Raw genomic sequence first — 19788 nt, forward strand, 5'->3', positions numbered from 1 at the left:
GTGGGCAGCGGTGTCAGGCGCGGGGGCTGGCAACAGGGGCTGGCGGCGCGTTGGGGGTGGGCGAGGGCGTGGGCACGGGCTCGGCGTTGGCAGCGCCGGTGTCCCAGCCGCCGCCGAGCGCCTTGAACAGGCGGATCAGGTTCAGCGACAGGTCGGTCTGCGTGGTCTGCAGCGCCAGCCGCGCGCCCAGCTCGTTGCGCTGGGCTTCGAGCAGCGTGGCGAAGTCGGTCAGGCCGGCGTCGTGGCGCACGCGGGTCCAGTGCAGCGTGGCGGCCGCGGCGTCTGCGGCCAGGCGCAGCGATTCGGCGCGGTCGCGGCTGCCGCGCAGGGCGACCAGGCTGTCCTCCACGTCTTTCACCGCAGCGAGCACGGCGGCGTCGTAGGCGAGGCGGCTGCCGTCGAGCGCGGCGCCGGCCTGGTCGACCTGGGCCTGGCGCAGGCCGTTGTCGAACAGCGTCCAGTCGACGCTGGCGGCCAGCGCGGCCACACCGGCGCTGGCCTGGCCCAGCGCGCCGAGGGTCAGCGCCTGCAGGCCGACCGAGCCGCTCAGGCCCAGGCCGGGCCAGCCGGCGCGGCGTGTCTGCTCCTGGCGGGCCCAGGCGGCGCGCACCCGGGCCTCGGCGGCGCGCAGGTCGGGGCGGCGGCGCAGCAGGTCGGCCGGCAGGCCCAGGGCCAGGCGTTCCAGCGCCGGCCCGGCCTGCGGCACACCGCTGGTGGACAAGGGCTCGGCCGACAGGTCGGCCACCAGCTCGCTGGGCGCGCGGCCGGTCAGCAGCGCGATCACGTGCTCGTCCTGCGCGATCTCGGTCGCCAGGTTGGGCAGGCTGGCGCGGGTCTGCTCGACCGACAGGCGGGCCTGCTCCACGTCCAGCGCACTGGCCAGGCCGGCCTGGGCCTTCCAGCGCGCGAGCTCGAGCGTCTGCTCGAGGCTGGCCAGGCTGGCCGCCGTGATGCGCAGGCGGGCCTGGGCGCCCCGCCACTGCACATAGGCCAGGCCCAGCTCGGCGCTGAGCGTCATGCGGGTGGTGCCGAGGTCGGCCCAGGCGGCCTGGGCGTCGGCATCGGCCGCGGCAAGGCCGCTGGCCTGGGCGCCGCTCAGGTCGGGCTCCCAGCTGGCGCTGAAGCCCAGCTTGTAGAGGTTGCTGGCACTGCTGCGGGTGAAGCTGCGGCTGGCACCGGCCGAGCTGCCGATCACCGGGCCGGTGCCGGCCTGGGCGGCGGCGCGGGCGGCCTGGGCGGAGCGCAAGCTGGCCTGGGCCGAGCGCAAATCCAGGTTGCCGGCCAGGGCTTGCTGCATCAGGCGGTCGAGGCCGGCGTCACCGAACTGCTGCCACCAGGTGGCCAGGGCCTGGGCGTCGGGGGCGGCGGCGCCGGGTGGGATGTCGACCCGCGCCCATTGGCCCAGCGCGGCGGGGGCGATGCCCGGGGTGGTGGTGGGGGCTTGCGGCGCGCTGGCACAGGCGCCGAGCAGGCTCAGGGCGGCGCAGAGCGCGGCGCCAGGCAGTGAAAAGGGTGTCTGGGGCATGAGGCTTCTGGGCGGCGGGGCCGCGGGTCACGGCGCACCGTGCGCCGCCGCGGGTTCTGCTGCCGCGAAGCCATCATGCTGCGCGCTGGCTGAAAGGCCAGCACATCTGCTTTGTAAATTTAAACAAGGCAGGCACATGGCTTGCCCTGTGGCGCGGCCTTATTGGTCGACGAACGCGCGCTCGATGACGTAGTCGCCCGGCGTGCTGGTGTTGCCTTCTTTCAGGCCGCGCTCTTCCATCATCACCTTCAGGTCGCGCAGCATCGCGGGGCTGCCGCAGATCATCACGCGGTCTTCGGCGGCGTTCAGCGGCGGCAGGCGCAGGTCGTGGGCCAGCTGGCCGTTCTCGATCACGGTGGTCACGCGGCCCTGGTGCTTGTAGGCCTCGCGGGTGACGGTGGGGTAGTACATCAGCTGGCGCGTGACCATCTCGCCGAGGAACTCGTGCGCCGGCAGGTCGCGCGTGAGGTAGTCGTGGTAGGCCAGCTCGTTCACCTCGCGCACGCCGTGCACGAGGATGACCTGCTCGAACTTCTCGTAGGTCTCGGGGTCGCGCACGATGCTGAGGAACGGCGCCATGCCGGTGCCGGTGGACAGCAGGTACAGCCGCTTGCCGGGGGTGAGGTAGTCGATCAGCAGCGTGCCGGTCGGCTTGCGGCCGACGATGATCGAGTCACCGGGCTGGATGTGCTGCAGGCGCGAGGTCAGCGGGCCGTCCTGCACCTTGATGCTCAGGAATTCGAGGTGCTCTTCGTAGTTCGCGCTGACGATCGAGTAGGCGCGCAGCAGCGGCTTGCCGTCGACCCGCAGGCCGATCATCGTGAAGTGGCCGTTCGAAAAGCGCAACGAGCTGTCACGGGTGGTGGTGAAACTGAACAGCTTGTCGGTCCAGTGGTGCACGCTCAACACGCGCTCTTCATTGAAGGCACTCATGTTCGGGTCTTCAGAGAGTCAAAAAAGATAAAGGCTGCAGACTGGGGGGTGCCCGCCGGCAACAAACCCAGTATTGTCGCCGAGCCGTCGCAGGCCCCCGCCCGCGCAGGCACAGGCCCCTTTGACCAATGACAAGGAGACAACGAATGAGACTACGCCGCGCAGCCCTGGTGTCCAGCACCTTGGCGACATGTTTTGTTGCATCCGCTCAGGCCGGCCCGATGGTCTGGGCCTCGATGGGCGAAGACGCCTACCGCTTGTTGCGCCGCTCGGGCGCCGAGTTGGAGCGGGTCGAACCGTATGCCGTGGAGATCCGCGCGCCGCAGGCCGATGGCCGCATCGGCACGCGTGAGGAAACCGTCTACCTGATGCGGGTCGACGAAGATGCGCTGCCGCGCCTGTCGCGCGACATCCATGAGAACCTGAAGACCTGCGCCGGCTTCATGGTCCACACGAGCCGCGCCGACGGGCGCCAGGCCGTGGCCGGCTTCCGTGAAGCGGCCCAGCGTGGCGTGAAGCCCCTGGTGAACTACCAGATCGACGACGAGGCAGAGGTGAACCCGCTGATCTCGCAGGTCCAGGAAAGCAACATCCGCTCGACCATCGTCAAGCTGTCGACCAACTACAAGAACCGCTACTACGCCACCACCGGCGGCGTGAACGCGAGCAACGACCTGGTGACCACCTGGAAGGCGCTCGCCGGCAGCCGCACCGACGTGACGGTCAAGCAGTTCACGCACTCGTGGGCGCAGAAGTCGGTGATCCTGGAGATCAAGGGCACCACCAACCCGGGCAAGGTCGTCGTGATCGGCGGCCACCTCGACTCGATCCTCTCGAGCGGCACCAGCGAGAACAGCATCGCCCCGGGCGCCGACGACGACGCGTCGGGCGTCGCCTCGCTGCAAGAGGCGATGCGTGTTCTGCTGCAAAGCGGCTACAAGCCCAAGCGCACGCTCCAGTTCATGGCCTATGCGGCCGAAGAGATCGGCCTGAAGGGCTCGCAGGCCATTGCCACCGACTACAAGAACAACGCCAAGAAGGTCGTCGGCGTGCTGCAGCTGGACATGACGAACTACCAGGGCGCGGCCAGTGACATCACGATGATCACCGACTACACCAACTCGGCCCAGAACACCTTCGTCAAGAACCTGGCGGCGCACTACCTGCCCGAGCTGAAGGTCAACGAAGACCGCTGCGGCTACGCCTGCTCGGACCACGCCTCGTGGACCAACAAGGGCTATGTCGCGTCGTTCCCGTTCGAAGCGCCGCTGGCCAACGACAACAAGAACATCCACACCAGCAACGACACGATCTCGAAGTCGGGCGACAACGCCAACCACGCGCTGAAGTTTGCCAAGCTGGCGCTGGCCTACGCGGTCGAGCTGGGCAGCGACGGCAAGTAAGGGGCGCTAACGCCCCAGACCCTGGCGGCCAGCGCGGCGCGAGGGTCTGAACCTTGGGCACCGGTGACCCCGGTGCCTTTTTCTTGGCCCTTCCGCGCGGGCTCTTTTGTGGCGGTCTGCCGACGGTGTACCCGGCGGTGTGCAACAGAGCGTCAACAACGATGAATATCGAGCGGGTTGGGGGTGTCCGTCAGCGGCAAACCCAGTAATGTCGCCGCAGCCTTCTGCGGGACCCGATCGCGAGGCGCACCCGGCTCTTTTGACTGACCTATCACCAGTGACAAGGAGACACGAATGACACTACGCCGCGCAGCCTTGGTGACCAGCACCCTGGCGACTTGTTTGGTGGCCTCGGCCCACGCCGGCCCGATGGTCTGGGCCTCGATGGGCGAAGACGCCTACCGCCTGTTGCGCCGCTCGGGCGCCGAGTTGGAGCAGGTGGAGCCGTACTCGGTGGCCATCCGTGCGCCGTTGGCCGACGGCCGCATCGGCGTGCGCAACGAGTCGGTCTACCTGATGCAGGTCGACGAAGAAGCACTGCCGCACCTGTCGACCGAGATCCACGAGAAGCTGAACCGCTGCGGGGGCTTCATGCTGCACGCCAGCCGCGCCGAAGGGCGTGAGGCGGTGGCGCGCTTTCACGATGCAGCCACGCGGGCCGCGAAGCCGCTGGTCAACTACGTGATCGACGACGACGCCGAAGTGAACCCGCTGCTGCCGCAGGTGCAGGAGAGCAACATCCTCTCGACCATCGTGCACCTGTCGACCGACTACAAGAACCGCTACTACAACACCACCGGGGGCGTGTCGGCGAGCGACCAGTTGATGGCGTCATGGAAGGCCTTGGCCGGCAGCCGCACCGACGTGACCGTGTCGCAGTTCAAGCACCCGGGCTGGCCGCAGAAGTCGGTGATCCTGGAGATCAAGGGCACCACCAACCCGGGCAAGATCGTCGTGGTCGGCGGCCACCTCGACTCGACCATCGGCTGGACCAACGAAAACAGCATCGCGCCAGGGGCCGACGACGATGCATCGGGCATCGCCTCGCTGCAAGAGGCGATGCGCGTGCTGCTGCAAAGCGGCTACAAGCCCAAGCGCACGATCCAGTTCATGGCCTATGCCGCCGAAGAGGTGGGCCTGAAGGGCTCGGCCGAGATCGCCACCGACTACAAGAACAAGGGCAAGAAGGTGGTCGGCGTGATGCAGCTGGACATGACGAACTACAAGGGCACGTCGAACAGCGACATCACGGTGATGACCGACTATTCGAACGCGGCCCAGAACAAGTTCATCAAGGACCTGGTGGCGCACTACCAGCCGACGCTGAAGGTGACCGAAGACCGCTGCGGCTACGCTTGCTCGGACCACGCCTCGTGGACGAACAAGGGCTACGCCGCATCGATCCCGGCCGAGGCGCTGTACGACGATTCGAACCCGTACATCCACACCGGCAACGACACGCTCAGCAAGTCGGGTAACAACGCCAACCACGCGTTGAAGTTCGCCAAGCTGGCACTGAGCTTCGCGGTGGAACTCGGCAGCGACGGCAAGTAAGGGTCAGGGGTCGAAGATCACAGGGCACCCACGGGTGCCCTTCTTTTTGGCGCTCGTCGCCTCAGGGCGCGACCTCTTCGGCGCGCCGCAGGGCCGCGCCGGCCGCCGTGCGCAGGCTGGCCACCGACGCGGCGAGCCGGGCCTTCAGGTCGGCCGGTGCGGCGGCGTAGCCGTTGGCCAGCTGGTTCGGGTCGGTCAGGTTGTTGTAGAGCTCGAACTCGCCGGTGTCGTACTCGAGGTAGCTCAGGCCGCTGGCGGTGCGCACGCCGCTGAAGGTGGAGATGCCGGGGCCGTCGCCGAGCGTTTCGAACGGGTCTGCCGGTTCGAGAGTGCTGTCGGCCTGGGGCAGGATGCCGTCGGAGTTGTCGGGCTTGTGCTCGAGCAGCAGCACCTGGCGCCAGGTGCCCGGGGCTTCGCCGCGCAGCAGTTGCAGCAGCGAGCGCCCGTCGACGAAATCGGGCGTGCCGATGCCGGCGATGGCGGCCATCGTCGGCGCGTAGTCGACGTTGGCGGTGATCTGGCTCACCGTGGCGCCGCGCCGCACGCCCGGGCCGCGCACGACCAGCGGCACCAGCAGGTCTTCTTCGAACGCGGTCATCTTGCCGGAGTCGAGCCGGTGCTGGCCCTGGTGGTAGCCGTTGTCGGACGCGAAGACGATGTAGGTGTTGTCCAGCTGGCCCTTGGCCTGCAGTGTGTCGACGACGCTCTGCACCAGCTCGTCGACCGCCTGCAGCGATTGCAGGCGGTGGCGGTACAGCTTGTCGATCTGGTCGATCTGGTCGCCGGTCAGCAGCGGCAAGGCCTGCACCCAGGCCGGCTTGTCGCTGACGTCGGCTTCGTTGAACGACGCGGTGCGTGGTGCCTGTGCGTCGGGGAAGAGGTCGGCATGGCGCGGTGCCGGGACGGCTGGCCCGTGCGGCGCATAGGTGGGGATGTAGACGAAGAACGGCTTGTCGGGGAACTGGTCGACCGAGCGGCGGATGAAGTCGGTCGCCTTGGCCGACAGCACGTCGGTCAGGTAGTCGGCATCGGCTTCGCCATAGCTGACGGTCTGGCCGTTCTCGTTGAGCGAGTAGTTGAACTCCTTGTACGGCGTGCCGGCGTTCGGGCTCGCCCACTCCGTCCAGCCGGGCGGGATGTAGCTGGCCGAGGCGGTGTTGGGGTAGCCGTTGAGGTACTTGCCGAACAGGGCGGTGCGGTAGCCCGCGGCCTGCAGCCAGGTGGCGATCGTCGACTGCTCCAGGCCCTTGGCGTAGACGCCTTCGAAGCCGCCGTCGGGCGGGCCGTTCTTGAAGATGGTGGTGTTGTGGGCGAACTGGCCGCGCAGCCCGGTGATGCGCGACGGGCAGCACAGCGACAGGCTGACGTAGTGGCTGGCGAAGGTGGTGCCCTGGTCGCGCAGCAAGGCCTTCACGCGCGGCATCTGCGCCAGCGAGGGCATGTCCTGGTCGTCGGTCAGGATGAAGACGATGTTCGGCGCGCGCCCCCCGGGTGGTGGCGGCGTGCTGCTGCCGCTGCTGCCGCCGCACGCCACGTGCAGCACCAGCACGATGAGGGCCCCGAGCCGCAGCAGCTTGCGCATGGTGTCTCCTGGAGGGTGCCTCTGGCGGGCCTTGCGTCGAACCTTGTCGGGCCTGGCCGGGCCCTGTGTCGGGTCACCGGCCGGGCGATCGCCGGGGGCTCGGCGATTCTGCCGGCGCGGCCGCCGCGCATCAACCGCCGGCGGCCGGCCTTTACCTTCGAGAAACGTCGGCGGGCGCCGGCCTCAGGGCGCCGCCAGCTCGGCCTGGCGCAGCGCCGCGCCGCTGGCGTTCTTCAGCGCGGCCACCCAGTTGGCGAGCCGGGCCTTGGTCTGCGGTGAGGTGAAGATGTAGCTGTTGCGCAGCTGGGCAGCGTCGGTGCCGTTGTTGTAGTACTCGTGCTCGCCGGTCGTGTACTCGACGTAGGTCGTGCCGTCGTTGATGCGCAGGCCGGTGAAGCCGTCGATGCCCTGGCCGCCGCCGGCAGGCCCGATGCTCAGCTCGAACGGGTCCGACGGCTCCAGCGGGCCGTCGGCGCTGCGCAGCGGGGGCAGGGCGCCGTCCTTGTTTTCCAGCAGCAGCGCGGCGCGCCAGCTGGGCGGGGTCTGGCCCTTCAGGAAAGGCACCAGCGAGCGCCCGTCGACGAAGCTGGGGGTGGACACGCCGCCGATCTCGGCAAAGGTGCTGGCGTAGTCGACGTTGGCGGTGATGTGGTCGACCGTGCGGCGGGCCGGCACGCCGGGGCCGCGCACCGACAGCGGGATCAGCAGGTCTTCCTCGAACGCAGTCATCTTGCCGGAGTCGAGCCGGTGCTGGCCTTGGTGGTAGCCGTTGTCGGAGGCGAAGAAGATGTAGGTGTTGTTCAGCTCGCCCTTGGCCTGCAGCGTGTTGACCACGCTCTGCACCATCTCGTCGACGGCCAGCAGCGACTGGCGGCGCTTGCGGTAGAGCTTGTCCATGTCCTTGATCTCGGCCGAGGTCAGCAAGGGCAGCGAGCGGACCCAGTTCGGCTTGTCGCTGACATCGGCCTCGTTGAACGACGGGCCCTGCGGCACCTTGATGTCCTTGAAGGCGTTCTCGTGCCGCGGCGCCGGGGTGGCCGGCGCATGCGGCGCATACGGGGCCAGGTAGACGAAGAAGGGCTTGTCGGGAAACTGATCGACCGAGTGGCGGATGAAATCGGTCGCGGCCTGCGAGATCACGTCGGTCAGGTAGTCGGCATCGGCCTTGCCGTAGTCGACCAGCGTGCCGTTGTGGTTCATCGTGTAGTTGAAGCCCTTGTAGGGCGTGCCTGCCGCGGGGCTCATCCATTCGGTCCAGCCCGGGGGCACATAGCGGTTCGACGGGCCGCCTTCGGGGTAGCCGTTCAGGTACTTGCCGAACAGCGCGGTGCGGTAGCCGCCATCACGCAGCCAGGTGGCCACGGTGGAGGCCTCTTCGCCCTTCTGGTAGAAGCCGCCGAAGCCACCATCGGGCAGGTCGTTCTTGAAGATGCCGGTGTTGTGCGAGAACTGGCCGCGCAGCGTGGTGGCGCGCGACGGGCAGCACAGCGACAGGCTGACGTAGTGGTGCCGGAAGCTCGTGCCCTGGTCGGTGATCAGGGACTTGACCTGGCTCATCTGCGCCGCAGCGACGGCGTCCAGGTCGTCGGCGAGGATGAAGACGATGTTGGGTGCCTTGGCGCCGGCCGGCGCAGACAAGGCAAGACCCAGAAGCGCAGCGCTGAGCGCGCGGCGAGCGAGATGGCCCATGGAGACTCCCTGGAACGTTGGAGTTGGAATCCACCTCGCCCGGCGGGCGGGGCGGTCACAAATTCTTCTCCAGCGTTACCAGGTGCAGCTAGGGTTCAAGGCGTTACGTTGGTAACACTCGGAACCCTCATGTGGTCATGCGCCGCTGGTGAATCACCGCTCGGGCGGGTGCAGCTCGGCAGCGCGCAGCTCGGCCCCGGCGGTGTTCTTCAGGGCGGCCAGCCAGGCCGCCAGGCGCTGCTTGGTGAGGGGCGAGGCGACCGTGTAGCTGTTTCGCAGTTGGGCGGCGTCAAACGAGTTGCCGTACAGCTCGTACTCGCCGGTGGTGTATTCGAGGTAGGTGGTGCCGTCGTTCACACGCAGGCCCATGAAGCCGTCGATGCCCTGGCCGTCGCCGGCGGGTTTGACACGCATCTCGAACGGGTCCGACGGCTCCAGCGGGCTGTCGGCGTTGCGCAGCGTCGGCGACGCGCCGTCCTTGTTCTCCAGCAGCAGCGCGGCGCGCCAGCTCGGTGGCGTCAGGCCCTTGAAGAACGGCACCAGCGAACGGCCATCGACGAAGGCGGGCACCGTGGCGCCGCCGATCTCGGCAAAGGTGCTGGCGTAGTCGACGTTGGCGGTGATGTGGTCGACCGTCTGCTTGACCGGCACGCCGGGGCCGCGCACCGACATCGGGATCAACAGGTCTTCTTCGAACGCGGTCATCTTGCCCGAGTCGAGGCGGTGCTGGCCTTGGTGGTAGCCGTTGTCCGACGTGAAGATGACGAAGGTGTTGTCGAGCTCACCCTTGGCCTGCAGGGTCTTGATGACGTTCTCGACCATGTCGTCGATGGCCAGCAGCGACTGGCGGCGCTTGCGGTAGAGCTTGTCCATGTCGGCGATCTCGGCCGAGGTCAGCAGCGGCAGCGTGCGAACCCAGTTGGGCTTGTCGCTGACATCGCTCTCGTTGAACGACGGGCCGCGCGGAACCTTCAGGTTCTTGAACGTGTTTTCATGCCGCGGCGCCGGGATCGCGGGGGCATGGGGTGCGTAGGGCGCCAGGTAGATGAAGAACGGCTTGTCGGGGTGCTGGTCGACCGAGCGGCGGATGAAATCGGCCGCGGCGTTGGAGATCACGTCGGTCAGGTAGTCGGCGTCGGCCTTGCCGTGGGCCTCCATCGCACCGTTGTGGTTCATCGTGTAGTTGAAGCCCTTGTACGGCGTGCCGGCCACCGGGCTCATCCACTCGGTCCAGCCGGGCGGGATGTAGCTGTTCGAGGGGCCTCCCTCGGGGTAGCCGTTGAGGTACTTGCCGAACAGTGCCGTGCGGTAGCCGGCATCGCTCAGCCAGGTGGCCACTGTCGAGCTCTCTTCGCCCTTGGCGTAGAAGGTGCCGAAGCCGCCGTCGGGCAGCTCGTTCTTGAAGATGCCGGTGTTGTGCGAGAACTGGCCGCGCAGCGTGGTGGTGCGCGACGGGCAGCACAGCGACAGGCTGACGTAGTGGTGCCGGAAGTTGGTGCCCTCGTCGGTGATCAGCTTCTTGACGCCGGCCATCTGGGCCGCGGCGGCGGCGTCCAGGTCGTCGGCCAGGATGAAGACGATGTTCGGTGCCTTGGCGCCGGCCGAGCCGAGCAAAGCGAAGCCCAGCACCGCAGCCTGCAAGCTGCGGGCGATGATGTTGCCCATGGGGTTCCCCTCAGAAATCTACTGACGATGGCCGGCCGCTCCTCGCCGCCGGTCCATCCCAAATTCTTCCCGATGAATGTGTGCGCCGAGAGACGGGGGCCTGGTCAACAGGTAACCGACTGTCAGCACAACCGTCTCGTCAGGGTGCCGCGGTGCGACGGCGCGGCAGCTGGGCCTGGCAGCGCGTTGACACCAGCGGGCAAGCCGGCGGCGGCCGCAGCTCGGCCTGGCGCAAGGCCTCGCCCGAGGCGCCGTCCAGCGCCGCCAGCCAGGCGGCCAGGCGCGCGCGCTGGTTCTCGCTCGCATCGCCGTAGCGGTTGCGCAGCTGGCGCAGGTCTTTGCTGTTGTCGTAGAGCTCGAACTCGCCGTTGAGGTAGGCGACGTAGGTGTAGTCGTCGGCGGTGCGCAACCCGGTGTACATCGGGATGTCGATCGCCAGCGTGTCGAACGGGTCCGGCGGTTCGAGCAGCCCGGCCATGCCCGATGGGCGGGGCTCGCCGCCGACTTCGCCGTGGGACAGCATCAGGGCCTGCCGCCACGGTTTGGGGGTCTGGCCCTGCAGCAGCGGCACGAGCGAGCGGCCGTCGACCCAGCCTGGCGTGCTGGCACCGCCGAGCTCGGCGAAGGTCGAGGCGTAGTCGACGTTGGCGGTCAGTGCGTCGACCGTGGCGCCGACCGGCACGCCGGGGCCCCGCACGCTGAGGGGGATGTGCAGGTCCTCTTCGAACGCGGTCATCTTGCCGGAGGCAAGGCGGTGCTCGCCCTGGTGAAAGCCGTTGTCCGAGGTGAAGAAGACGTAAGTGTTGTCGAGCTGACCGAGCGCCTGCAGGGTGTCGACGATGCGCTTGACCATCTCGTCGACGGCCAGCAGCGACAGCCGGCGACTGCGGTATTGCTCGTCGAGCGTGGCTATTTCGCTCTCGCTGAGCAAGGGGGCTTCGCGCACCCAGGTGGGCTTGTCGCTGACGTCAGCTTCGTTGAACGAATTCGTCCGCGGGGCCTGTAGCTCGGGGAACATGTCCGCATGGCGCGGGGCAGGGGTTGCAGGCAGGTGCGGCGCGTAGGTCGACACATAGGCGAAGAAGGGCTGGCCCGCGTGCTGCTCGACCGAGCGGCGAATGAAGTCGACCGCCTTATCCGAGATCACGTCGGTCAGGTAGTCGCTGTCGGCGCTGCCGTAGCGGACGGTGGTGCCGTTCTCGTTGAGGTCGTAGTCGAACTCGCTGTAGGGACTGCCGCCGTTCGGGCTGTACCACTCGGTCCAGCCGGGTGGGATGTAGGTGGTCGACGGCGCCGTGTGCGGGTAGCCGTTGAGGTACTTGCCGAACAGCGCGGTGCGGTAGCCGGCGTCCTGCAGCCAGGTGGCGATGGTGGACGATTCCAGGCCCTTCGAATAAGTGCCCTCAAAACCGCCGTTAGGGGCGTTGTTGCCGTAGATCGTGCTGTTGTGGGCGAACTGGCCGCGCAGTGTCGACACGCGGGACGGGCAGCACAGCGATACGTTGACGAAGTGGCGCTGGAAGCTCGTGCCCTGGTCGGTGATCAGCGCCTTGACCTGCGCCATCTTCGCCGCCGCGGCGGCGTCGAGGTCGTCGGTCAGGATGAAGACGATGTTGGGCGCCTTGGCGCCGGCCGGCGTCGCTAAGGCGAGGCCCAGGGCCGCGGCGGCGAGCACGCGGCGAATGAGAGGGTTCATGACATTCCCCTGGTGTTGAAAAGCGGTGACACCCGGAACAGCGGGGGTGTGTTCGGACATGGCAGGCAGCCGCGCAGAACCGCGAGGGTCGCTGCGTGGCTTGGCTGCGGCTCGCGCGCGCGATGCGCGGGCGCAGCGGGCTGGGAGGGCCGCAGTGGGTCTTTAGCGCGCGCCGATCACTTGGGCGGCCGCAGTTCGGCTTCGCGCAGCGCCTCGCCCGAGGCGTTGACCAGGGCGTCCAGCCAGGCGGCCAGGTGCGCCTTCTGGTTCTCGTTCGCCGCGTCGTATTGGTTGCGCAGCTGCTTCGGGTCCCGGCTGTTCTGGTACAGCTCGTATTCGCCACTGGCGTAGGCGACGTAGGTGTAGTCGTCGGCCGTGCGCAGCCCGGTAAACGGCGGGATGCTGACAGCCAAGGTGTCGAAAGGGTCGGGCGGTTCGAGCAGGCCGTCTTGCGCACGGGCTGTGCCGCCATGTTCGCCGCGAGCCAGCAGCATCGCCCGTCGCCACGGCTGCGGATTCTGGCCGCGCAGGAACGGCACGACGGACCGGCCGTCGACCCAGCTCGGCACCGTGGCGCCGGCGATCTCGGCGAAGGTCGCGGCGTAGTCGACGTTGGCGGTCAGCGCGTCGACCGTGGCGCCTGCGGGCACGCCCGGGCCGCGCACGCTGAGCGGGATGTGCACGTCTTCTTCGAACGCCGTCAGCTTGCCCGACGTGAGCCGGTGCTCGCCATGGTGAAAGCCGTTGTCGGAGGTGACGAAGACGTAGGTGTTGGCCAACTGGCCGGTGGCTTCCAGGGTGTCGATGACACTCTTGACCAGATCGTCCACCGCCAGCAGCGACTGCCTGCGGCTGCGGTACTGCTGGTCGATGGTGGTGATCTCGGCCTCGGTCAGCAACGGGGCGTCGCGCAGCCAGGTGGGCTTGTCGCTGACGTCGGGCTCGTTGAATGAGAGTGTTCGAGGTGCCGTGATGCCGGGCAGCGCCTGCGCATACCGCGGGGCGGGCGTGGCGGGCAGGTGGGGGGCGTAGGTCGAGATGTAGGCGAAGAAGGGCTGCTCGGGGTGCTGGTCTGCCGAGCGGCGGATGAAGTCGGTCGCCTTGGCTGCAATCACGTCGGTCAGGTAGTCGCTGTCGGCGTTGCCGTAGCTGACGGTCTGGCCGTTTTCGTTGAGCTTGTAGTTGAACGCGCTGTAGGGGCTGCCGCCATTCGCGCTGTACCACTCGGTCCAGCCGGGCGGGATGTAGGTGATCGATGGCGCCGTGTTCGGGTAGCCGTTGAGGTATTTGCCGAACAACACCGTGCGGTAGCCGGCGTCCTGCAGCCAGGTGGCGATGGTGGATGACTCCAGCCCCTTGGCGTAGGTGCCTTCGAAGCCGCCGTCAGGCGCGTCGTTGCCGAAGATGGTGGTGTTGTGCGCAAACTGGCCGCGCAGCGTCGAGACGCGCGACGGGCAGCACAGCGACACGTTGACGTAGTGGTGCCGGAAGCTCGTGCCCTGGTTGGTGACCAGAGTGCGGACCTGGTCCATCGTCGCCGCGGAGGCGGCGTCCAGGTCATCGGCCAGGATGAAGACGATATTGGGCGGTTGCGCGGCGAACGCGGCACCGACCCAGGCCAAAGCAATGCCCAGCGCGAGGCATGAGCCTCGGCCCAACGAGTGATTCATATGACCCCCTGATGCTTGATGCATGGGCGGTCGTTTGCCGCCGTTTCGGGGGATTTTGAACAACTGGCATCGGCACCGCAAGGTGCCGTCCAGTCATAAGGTTATGCGCTTGTAACGGGGTGACCGAGCCAGTCGGCCAGCACCTCGGCCGTGTGCTCGCCCAGGGTGGGCGGCGCCACGCGGTATTGCACCGGCGTGGTCGACAAGCGGATCGGGTTGGCCACCAGCGGCACGGCGCCGAAGCTCGGGTGCTGCATGTCGATCTTCAGGCCTCGCGCCTGCACCTGTGGGTCGGCGAAGACCTGGTCGAGCCGGTTGATCGGGCCGCAGGGCACGGCCTCGGCTTCGAGTGCGGCGATCCACTCGGCGGTGGTCCTCATCACCGTGGTCTGGCGCATCAGCGGGATCAGCACCGCCCGGTTCGCCACGCGCGCGGGGTTGGTCGCGAAGCGCTCGTCGGTCGCCCACTCGGGCTTGCCGGCGATGGCGCAGAAGCGCGCAAACTGGCCGTCGTTGCCAATCGCCAGGATCATGTCGCCATCGGCGGTGGGAAAGTCCTGGTACGGCACGATGTTGGGGTGCGCGTTGCCCAGGCGCTTGGGTGCCACCCCACTGGAAAGGTAGTTCGCGGCCTGGTTGGCCAGCGTGGCGACCTGCACGTCGAGCAGCGCGAGGTCGATGTGCTGGCCCTCACCGGTGCGGTCGCGGTGGCTCAAGGCGGCGAGCACGGCGATGGTGGCGTACAGGCCGGTCATGATGTCGACCAGCGCAACGCCCACCTTCTGTGGGCCGGCGCCTTCTTCACCCTCGGGCCGGCCGGTCAGGCTCATCAGGCCGCCCATGCCCTGGATCAGGAAGTCGTAGCCGGCGCGCGGCGCATACGGCCCGGTCTGGCCGAAGCCGGTGATCGAGCAGTAGACGATCTTCGGGTTGACGGCCTTCAGGCTGTCGTAGTCCAGCCCGTAGCCCTTGAGGCCACCGACCTTGAAGTTCTCGAGCACCACGTCGGCCTGTGCGGCGAGTGCCCGCACCTGGGCCTGGCCTTCGGGCGTGGCGAGGTCGATCGCCACTGAGCGCTTGTTGCGGTTGGCGCACTGGAAGTAGGCGGCCTGGCGCTCGTCGGACTCTTTCGCTTGCACCCACGGCGGCCCCCAGACGCGCGTGTCGTCGCCAGCGCCGGGGCGCTCGACTTTGACCACGTCCGCCCCCAAGTCACCGAGCAGCTGGCCGGCCCAGGGGCCAGCGAGCACGCGAGAGAGATCGAGGACCTTGAGGCCTTGGAGTGCGGTGGTGGTCATGGGTACTTTCAGCCCAGGTGGGCGGGGGATCTGGGGCCGCGGTGCATTGCTCCGTTCATGTCCCCCGGCCTTCGGCCTCCTCCTTTACTTCACTGCGCAATACACCCCGTCCCCAGCTCCGGCACCGTCGGTGCGGTTCGAGACCGTCGCCGTGCAAAGCGGGTGGCCGCCAAGGGTGTCGGGTGGCCCGTGCAGCGAAGTATTAGGAGGAGCCAAGAGCCGCAGGCTCTTGGCGGGGGACATGAGCGGAATGGGCCACCCGATGGCCTTGGCCGCTCGACCTCTACAAGACGTTCAGAACGCCGCGATACCGGTCATCGCGCGACCCAGGATCAGCGCGTGCACGTCGTGCGTGCCTTCGTAGGTGTTCACGACTTCGAGGTTGACCAGGTGGCGGGCGACGCCGAACTCGTCGGAGATGCCGTTGCCGCCCAGCATGTCGCGCGCGGTGCGGGCGATGTCCAGGCTCTTGCCGCAGCTGTTGCGCTTCATGATCGAGGTGATCTCGACCGCGGCCGTGCCTTCGTCCTTCATGCGGCCCAGGCGCAGGCAGCCTTGCAGGCCCAGCGTGATCTCGGTCTGCATGTCGGCCAGCTTCTTCTGGATCAGCTGGTTGGCGGCCAGGGGCTTGCCGAACTGCTTGCGATCCAGCGTGTACTGGCGCGCGGTGTGCCAGCAGAACTCGGCCGCACCGAGCGCACCCCAGGCGATGCCGTAGCGGGCGCTGTTCAGGCAGGTGAAGGGGCCCTTGAGGCCGCGCACTTCGGGGAAGGCGTTTTCTTCAGGGCAGAACACCTCGTCCATCACGATCTCGCCGGTGATCGACGCACGCAGGCCGACCTTGCCGTGGATGGCGGGGGCGCTCAGGCCCTTCCAGCCCTTTTCGAGCACGAAGCCGCGGATCTGGCCGGCGTCGTCTTTCGCCCAGACGACGAACACGTCGGCGATCGGGCTGTTGGTGATCCACATCTTGCTGCCGGTCAGGCTGTAACCGCCGTCGACCTTGCGGGCGCGGGTGATCATGCTGCCAGGGTCGGAGCCGTGGTTGGGCTCGGTCAGGCCGAAGCAGCCGATCCACTCGCCGGTGGCCAGCTTGGGCAGGTATTTTTGCTTGGTGGCTTCGTTGCCGAACTCGTTGATCGGCACCATCACCAGCGACGACTGCACGCTCATCATCGAGCGGTAGCCCGAGTCGACGCGCTCGACTTCACGCGCCACTAGGCCGTAGCAGACGTAGTTCAGGCCGGCACCGCCGTACTGCTCGGGGATGGTCGGGCCCAGCAGGCCCAACTCGCCCATCTCGCGAAAGATCGCCGGGTCGGTCTGCTCGTGGCGGAAGGCTTCGAGCACGCGCGGGGCCAGGCGGTCCTGGCAGTAGGCGCGGGCGGCGTCACGCACCTGGCGCTCGTCGTCGGTCAGTTGCTGGTCCAGCAGCAGCGGGTCGTCCCAGTGAAAAGCGGCGCGAGAAGCCATGGCGATGTCTCCAGTTGTTCCAGCCTGGAATCATAGAATGCCAAAGTTTGGCAATCAAACGCCTTTTTCGCACTGATCTGTGCGTTGATGGAACTCCGGAGTGCCCAATGCGCCGAAAGCTGCCTTCCACCGCTGCGCTGGCCGCTTTCGAGGCGGCGGCGCGCCACCAGAGCTTCACCAAGGCCGCGGCCGAGCTGGCGGTGACGCAGAGCGCCGTCTGCCGCCAGATCGCGTCGCTCGAATCGTTTCTCGGGGTGGCACTGTTTCGCCGCAGCCAGCGCGGCGTGGGGCTGACCGAGGCGGGCCAGCGCTACAGCCGCAGCGTGGCGGCGCGGCTGGACGAGGTCGAGCGCGACACGCTGGACCTGATGGCCCAGGCCGGCCTGGGTGGGCAGGGCGGGGCGCTGGAGCTGGCCGTGGTGCCGACCTTCGCCACCCAATGGCTGCTGCCGCGGCTGTCGCGGTTCCAGGCTGCGCACCCGGGCATCACGGTGCACTTCAGCTCACGCACTCGGCCGTTCCTGTTTGCCGACACGGGCCTGGACGCGGCCATCCACGCCGGCGACGGCCTGTGGCCCGGCACCGAAGGCCGGTTGTTGATGCCCGAGACGCTGGTCACGGTGGCCAGCCCGGCGCTGCTGAAAGGCCGCACCGACTGGACGCCGCAGTCGCTGTCGACCCTGCCGCTGCTGCAGGCCAGCACCCGGCCCTACGCCTGGCGCCACTGGTTCGAATCACAAGGCCTCGAAGTCGAGCACGACATGGCCGGCGCGCGGATGGAGCTGTTCTCGATGCTGAGCGAAGCCGCGGTGCAGGGCCTGGGCGTGGCGCTGGTGCCGCGCATGCTGGTCGACAACGAGCTCGCCAGCGGCCGCCTGGTGCAGGTTGTGCCCCACACCTTCTTGAGCGACCGCCGCTACCACCTGCTCTACCCCGAGCACAAGGCCGCGTCGCCGGCGCTGAAGGCGTTTGCGGACTGGCTGGACGAAGAGGCCGCGCGGTACCGGCAGGAGGTCGGCCTGGCGTAGCTTGACGAAAGCTTCGCCAAGCTCAGCCCGAACGGAAGGAGCGTGAACGCACCCCGCACGAATTGACAGCCCGAACGGGGCGCGCGCGCAGCGCCGCGCCCCCTCCAAGTGGCGTGCGCGGATCCAGCTTTGCTGGTCCGCTGCGCGAGCCCCCTCGGGGGGCAGGCCCCGGAAGGGGCCGTGGGGGCCTAATGCTTATCGGCTTCGGACGTGAAGCTGTCCGCGTAGAACTCGTCGTCCGGCAGGCCGCATTGGGCTTCGAAATCGCGGTGCGCCGACTCGACCATGATCGGCACGCCGCAGGCGTAGACCTGGTGGCCCGACAGATCGGGCCAGTCGGCCATCACCGCGTGGTGGACGAAGCCGGTGCGGCCGTCCCAGTGGTCTTCGGGCTTGGGCTCGGACAGCACCGGCACGTAGCGCAGGTTCGGCATCCGTGCGGCGGCGGCTTCGGCCCATGCGTGCAGGTACAGGTCTGCCTTGCCGCGGGCGCCCCAGTACAGCACCGCGGGGCGGGTGCTGCCCAGCTCGTCGAGCCGCTCGATCAGCGCCTTGATCGGCGCGAAGCCGGTGCCCGAGGCGAGCAGGATCATCGGCTTGTCCGAGTCTTCGCGCAGGAAGAAGCTGCCGAACGGGCCTTCCATCCGCACGATGTCTTTCTCTTTCATCGTGCCGAAGACGTGGTCGGTGAACTTGCCGCCGGGCATGTGGCGGATGTGCAGCTCGATCGACGGCGGCGTGCCCAGGTTGTGCGGCGCGTTGGCCATCGAGTAGCTGCGGCGGGCGCCGTCGCGCAGGATGAACTCGATGTACTGGCCGGCGCGGAACTGGAAGTTCTGGTTCGCCGGCAGTTGCACCCGGATCACCGCGACATCGCCGGTCGGGCGCTCGATGCTCAGCACGCGGCCCGGCATCTTCAGGATCGGGAATTCGCCGGCGCCGGGCACCGTGCGGGCCTCGACCAGGCAGTCGGTCTGCGGTGTGGCGCAGCAGGTCAGGATCAGGCCATTGGCTTCTTCGGCTTCCGACAGCGCCTTGAGCTGGTGCGCGCCGTGGATCACGCGGCCTTCGAGCAGGCGGCTCTTGCAGGTGCCGCAGGCGCCGTCCTTGCAACCATAGGGCAGGCCGATGCCCTGGCGGATCGCGGCGCCGAGGATGGGCTCGTCGCGCGTGACGTCGAAGCTGCGGCCGGAGGGCTGGAGGGTAACGGTGAAAGTCATGGTCGAGGCAGGCAGAGGCGTTCGCGGCGAGACCTTCGGCAGGCTCGCGGCACGACGGGCAGCGGGTGGTGGGCCGCCGCCTACACTGGCGCGCGATCCGACCGCCATTCTGCCCGGCGCCTTGCCGCCCCCGATTGATGCACCCCAAGACCCTCCGTGCCAAACGCCCCACGCTGTTGATCGTCGGTTGTGGTGACGTTGGCCTGCGCGTGCTGCGTCTGCTCGGCCCCGCGGGCCACCGCTGGCGGCTGCTGGCCCTGACCAGCTCGGCTGCGCGCGTGCCCAGCCTGCGCGCCGCGGGCGCGGTGCCGCTGCTGGGCAACCTGGACGAGCCGGCCACGCTGGCGCGGCTGGCCGGCCTGGCCGACGTGGTGCTGCACTTGGCGCCGCCGCCGGGCGAGGGCCGCACCGACAGCCGCACCACCCACCTGCTGCGCGCGCTCGCGCTGCGTGGCGGGCCGCGGCGCATCGTTTACGCCAGCACCACCGGCGTCTATGGCGACTGCGCCGGCGACTGGGTCGACGAGACCCGCGCGCTCGCGCCGGCCACCGCGCGCGGGCAGCGGCGGGCCGACGCCGAGGCGCGCCTGCGCTGGGCCGGCCGGGCGTTCGGCTGGCGCGTCAGCCTGCTGCGCGTGCCCGGCATCTACGCGCTGGACCGCGACGGCGGCGACCCGCGCGAGCGGGTGCGCCGGGGCGCGCCGGTGCTGGCCGCCGAGGACGATGTCCACACCAACCACATCCACGCCGATGACCTGGCGCGTGCCTGTGTCGCTGCGTTGCTGCGCGGTGCGCCGCAGCGGGCCTACAACGTCTGCGACGACAGCGTGCTGAAGATGGGTGACCACTTCGACGCGGTGGCCGACCGCTTCGGCCTGCCGCGCCCGCCGCGCCTCAGCCGCGCCGAGGCGGCGCAGCAGATGTCGCCGGTGCAGATGAGCTTCCTGAGCGAGTCGCGGCGTTTGTCCAACCGCCGGCTGAAGCGCGAGCTGCGCGTGCGCCTGCGCTACCCGACGGTGGCCGAAGGCCTGAACGCCGCGGCGTGACGGTGC

General features: G+C 68.5%; 14 protein-coding genes. 4 read left to right on the plus strand and 10 right to left on the minus strand.

The genetic code is table 11. From position 1 onward, the window contains the following. Positions 1-13: 13 nt before the first annotated feature. Both ACE3SG_RS13740 and ACE3SG_RS13745 read right to left on the minus strand, forming a co-directional pair. A complete protein-coding gene (locus ACE3SG_RS13740; protein WP_374565757.1) occupies positions 14-1525 on the minus strand; it encodes an efflux transporter outer membrane subunit in 1512 nt (503 codons plus the stop codon). A gap of 159 nt (positions 1526-1684) precedes the next feature. Continuing rightward, on the minus strand, positions 1685-2458 hold the full coding sequence (locus tag ACE3SG_RS13745) for a ferredoxin--NADP reductase (protein WP_374565759.1): 774 nt from the start codon (positions 2456-2458) through the stop codon (positions 1685-1687). Between the two features lie 146 nt (positions 2459-2604). On the opposite strand from ACE3SG_RS13745, the gene ACE3SG_RS13750 reads away from it, so the two are divergent. Together ACE3SG_RS13750 and ACE3SG_RS13755 are read left to right on the plus strand one after the other, a co-directional pair. Then, positions 2605-3861 carry a M20/M25/M40 family metallo-hydrolase gene (locus tag ACE3SG_RS13750; RefSeq protein WP_374565761.1) on the plus strand — a complete coding sequence of 419 codons (1257 nt, stop codon included), beginning with the start codon at positions 2605-2607 and terminating at the stop codon, positions 3859-3861. Positions 3862-4155: 294 nt separating this feature from the next. Further along, positions 4156-5415, plus strand: a complete 1260-nt coding sequence (locus tag ACE3SG_RS13755; RefSeq protein ID WP_374565763.1) for a M20/M25/M40 family metallo-hydrolase — start codon at positions 4156-4158, stop codon at positions 5413-5415. Positions 5416-5476: 61 nt separating this feature from the next. Here ACE3SG_RS13755 and ACE3SG_RS13760 read toward each other — a convergent pair whose 3' ends face one another. From ACE3SG_RS13760 to ACE3SG_RS13790, 7 genes are all read right to left on the minus strand, one after another. Then, a complete protein-coding gene (locus ACE3SG_RS13760; protein WP_374565766.1) occupies positions 5477-6997 on the minus strand; it encodes a sulfatase in 1521 nt (506 codons plus the stop codon). A gap of 183 nt (positions 6998-7180) precedes the next feature. Next, the gene (locus ACE3SG_RS13765) at positions 7181-8686 is read right to left on the minus strand and encodes a sulfatase (protein ID WP_374565768.1); all 1506 of its coding nucleotides are present in this window, start codon (positions 8684-8686) and stop codon (positions 7181-7183) included. A gap of 153 nt (positions 8687-8839) precedes the next feature. Beyond that, a complete protein-coding gene (locus ACE3SG_RS13770; protein ID WP_374565770.1) occupies positions 8840-10351 on the minus strand; it encodes a sulfatase in 1512 nt (503 codons plus the stop codon). A gap of 139 nt (positions 10352-10490) precedes the next feature. Then, positions 10491-12047: a sulfatase gene (locus ACE3SG_RS13775; protein ID WP_374565771.1), complete on the minus strand. Its 1557-nt coding sequence runs from the start codon at positions 12045-12047 to the stop codon at positions 10491-10493. 176 nt (positions 12048-12223) lie between these two features. Further along, positions 12224-13717, minus strand: a complete 1494-nt coding sequence (locus tag ACE3SG_RS13780; RefSeq protein ID WP_374565773.1) for a sulfatase — start codon at positions 13715-13717, stop codon at positions 12224-12226. 101 nt (positions 13718-13818) lie between these two features. Continuing rightward, a complete protein-coding gene (locus ACE3SG_RS13785) occupies positions 13819-15015 on the minus strand; it encodes a CaiB/BaiF CoA transferase family protein (protein ID WP_374565775.1) in 1197 nt (398 codons plus the stop codon). A gap of 294 nt (positions 15016-15309) precedes the next feature. Then, the gene (locus ACE3SG_RS13790) at positions 15310-16488 is read right to left on the minus strand and encodes an acyl-CoA dehydrogenase (RefSeq protein WP_374565777.1); all 1179 of its coding nucleotides are present in this window, start codon (positions 16486-16488) and stop codon (positions 15310-15312) included. A 107-nt stretch (positions 16489-16595) separates the two neighbouring features. Here ACE3SG_RS13790 and ACE3SG_RS13795 point away from each other — a divergent pair, with 107 nt between their 5' ends. Then, complete coding sequence (locus ACE3SG_RS13795; RefSeq protein ID WP_374565778.1) at positions 16596-17516, plus strand: LysR family transcriptional regulator; 921 nt, start codon at positions 16596-16598, stop codon at positions 17514-17516. A gap of 188 nt (positions 17517-17704) precedes the next feature. Here the strand turns inward: ACE3SG_RS13795 and ACE3SG_RS13800 are convergent, their stop codons facing one another. Next, on the minus strand, positions 17705-18736 hold the full coding sequence (locus ACE3SG_RS13800; protein WP_374565780.1) for a CDP-6-deoxy-delta-3,4-glucoseen reductase: 1032 nt from the start codon (positions 18734-18736) through the stop codon (positions 17705-17707). Between the two features lie 137 nt (positions 18737-18873). Here ACE3SG_RS13800 and ACE3SG_RS13805 point away from each other — a divergent pair, with 137 nt between their 5' ends. Continuing rightward, positions 18874-19782, plus strand: a complete 909-nt coding sequence (locus ACE3SG_RS13805) for an SDR family oxidoreductase (RefSeq protein ID WP_374565781.1) — start codon at positions 18874-18876, stop codon at positions 19780-19782. Positions 19783-19788: the final 6 nt, after the last annotated feature.

Origin of the sequence: Ideonella sp. (assembly GCF_041914305.1) — a bacterium.
Lineage (GTDB): Bacteria > Pseudomonadota > Gammaproteobacteria > Burkholderiales > Burkholderiaceae_C > Ideonella.

Coding starts and splice junctions, on each gene's coding strand:
- ACE3SG_RS13740 (WP_374565757.1), bottom strand. CDS start 1,525: ATGCCCCAGACACCCTTTTCACTGCCTGGCGCCGCGCTCTGCGCCGCC.
- ACE3SG_RS13745 (WP_374565759.1), bottom strand. CDS start 2,458: ATGAGTGCCTTCAATGAAGAGCGCGTGTTGAGCGTGCACCACTGGACC.
- ACE3SG_RS13750 (WP_374565761.1), top strand. CDS start 2,605: ATGAGACTACGCCGCGCAGCCCTGGTGTCCAGCACCTTGGCGACATGT.
- ACE3SG_RS13755 (WP_374565763.1), top strand. CDS start 4,156: ATGACACTACGCCGCGCAGCCTTGGTGACCAGCACCCTGGCGACTTGT.
- ACE3SG_RS13760 (WP_374565766.1), bottom strand. CDS start 6,997: ATGCGCAAGCTGCTGCGGCTCGGGGCCCTCATCGTGCTGGTGCTGCAC.
- ACE3SG_RS13765 (WP_374565768.1), bottom strand. CDS start 8,686: ATGGGCCATCTCGCTCGCCGCGCGCTCAGCGCTGCGCTTCTGGGTCTT.
- ACE3SG_RS13770 (WP_374565770.1), bottom strand. CDS start 10,351: ATGGGCAACATCATCGCCCGCAGCTTGCAGGCTGCGGTGCTGGGCTTC.
- ACE3SG_RS13775 (WP_374565771.1), bottom strand. CDS start 12,047: ATGAACCCTCTCATTCGCCGCGTGCTCGCCGCCGCGGCCCTGGGCCTC.
- ACE3SG_RS13780 (WP_374565773.1), bottom strand. CDS start 13,717: ATGAATCACTCGTTGGGCCGAGGCTCATGCCTCGCGCTGGGCATTGCT.
- ACE3SG_RS13785 (WP_374565775.1), bottom strand. CDS start 15,015: ATGACCACCACCGCACTCCAAGGCCTCAAGGTCCTCGATCTCTCTCGC.
- ACE3SG_RS13790 (WP_374565777.1), bottom strand. CDS start 16,488: ATGGCTTCTCGCGCCGCTTTTCACTGGGACGACCCGCTGCTGCTGGAC.
- ACE3SG_RS13795 (WP_374565778.1), top strand. CDS start 16,596: ATGCGCCGAAAGCTGCCTTCCACCGCTGCGCTGGCCGCTTTCGAGGCG.
- ACE3SG_RS13800 (WP_374565780.1), bottom strand. CDS start 18,736: ATGACTTTCACCGTTACCCTCCAGCCCTCCGGCCGCAGCTTCGACGTC.
- ACE3SG_RS13805 (WP_374565781.1), top strand. CDS start 18,874: ATGCACCCCAAGACCCTCCGTGCCAAACGCCCCACGCTGTTGATCGTC.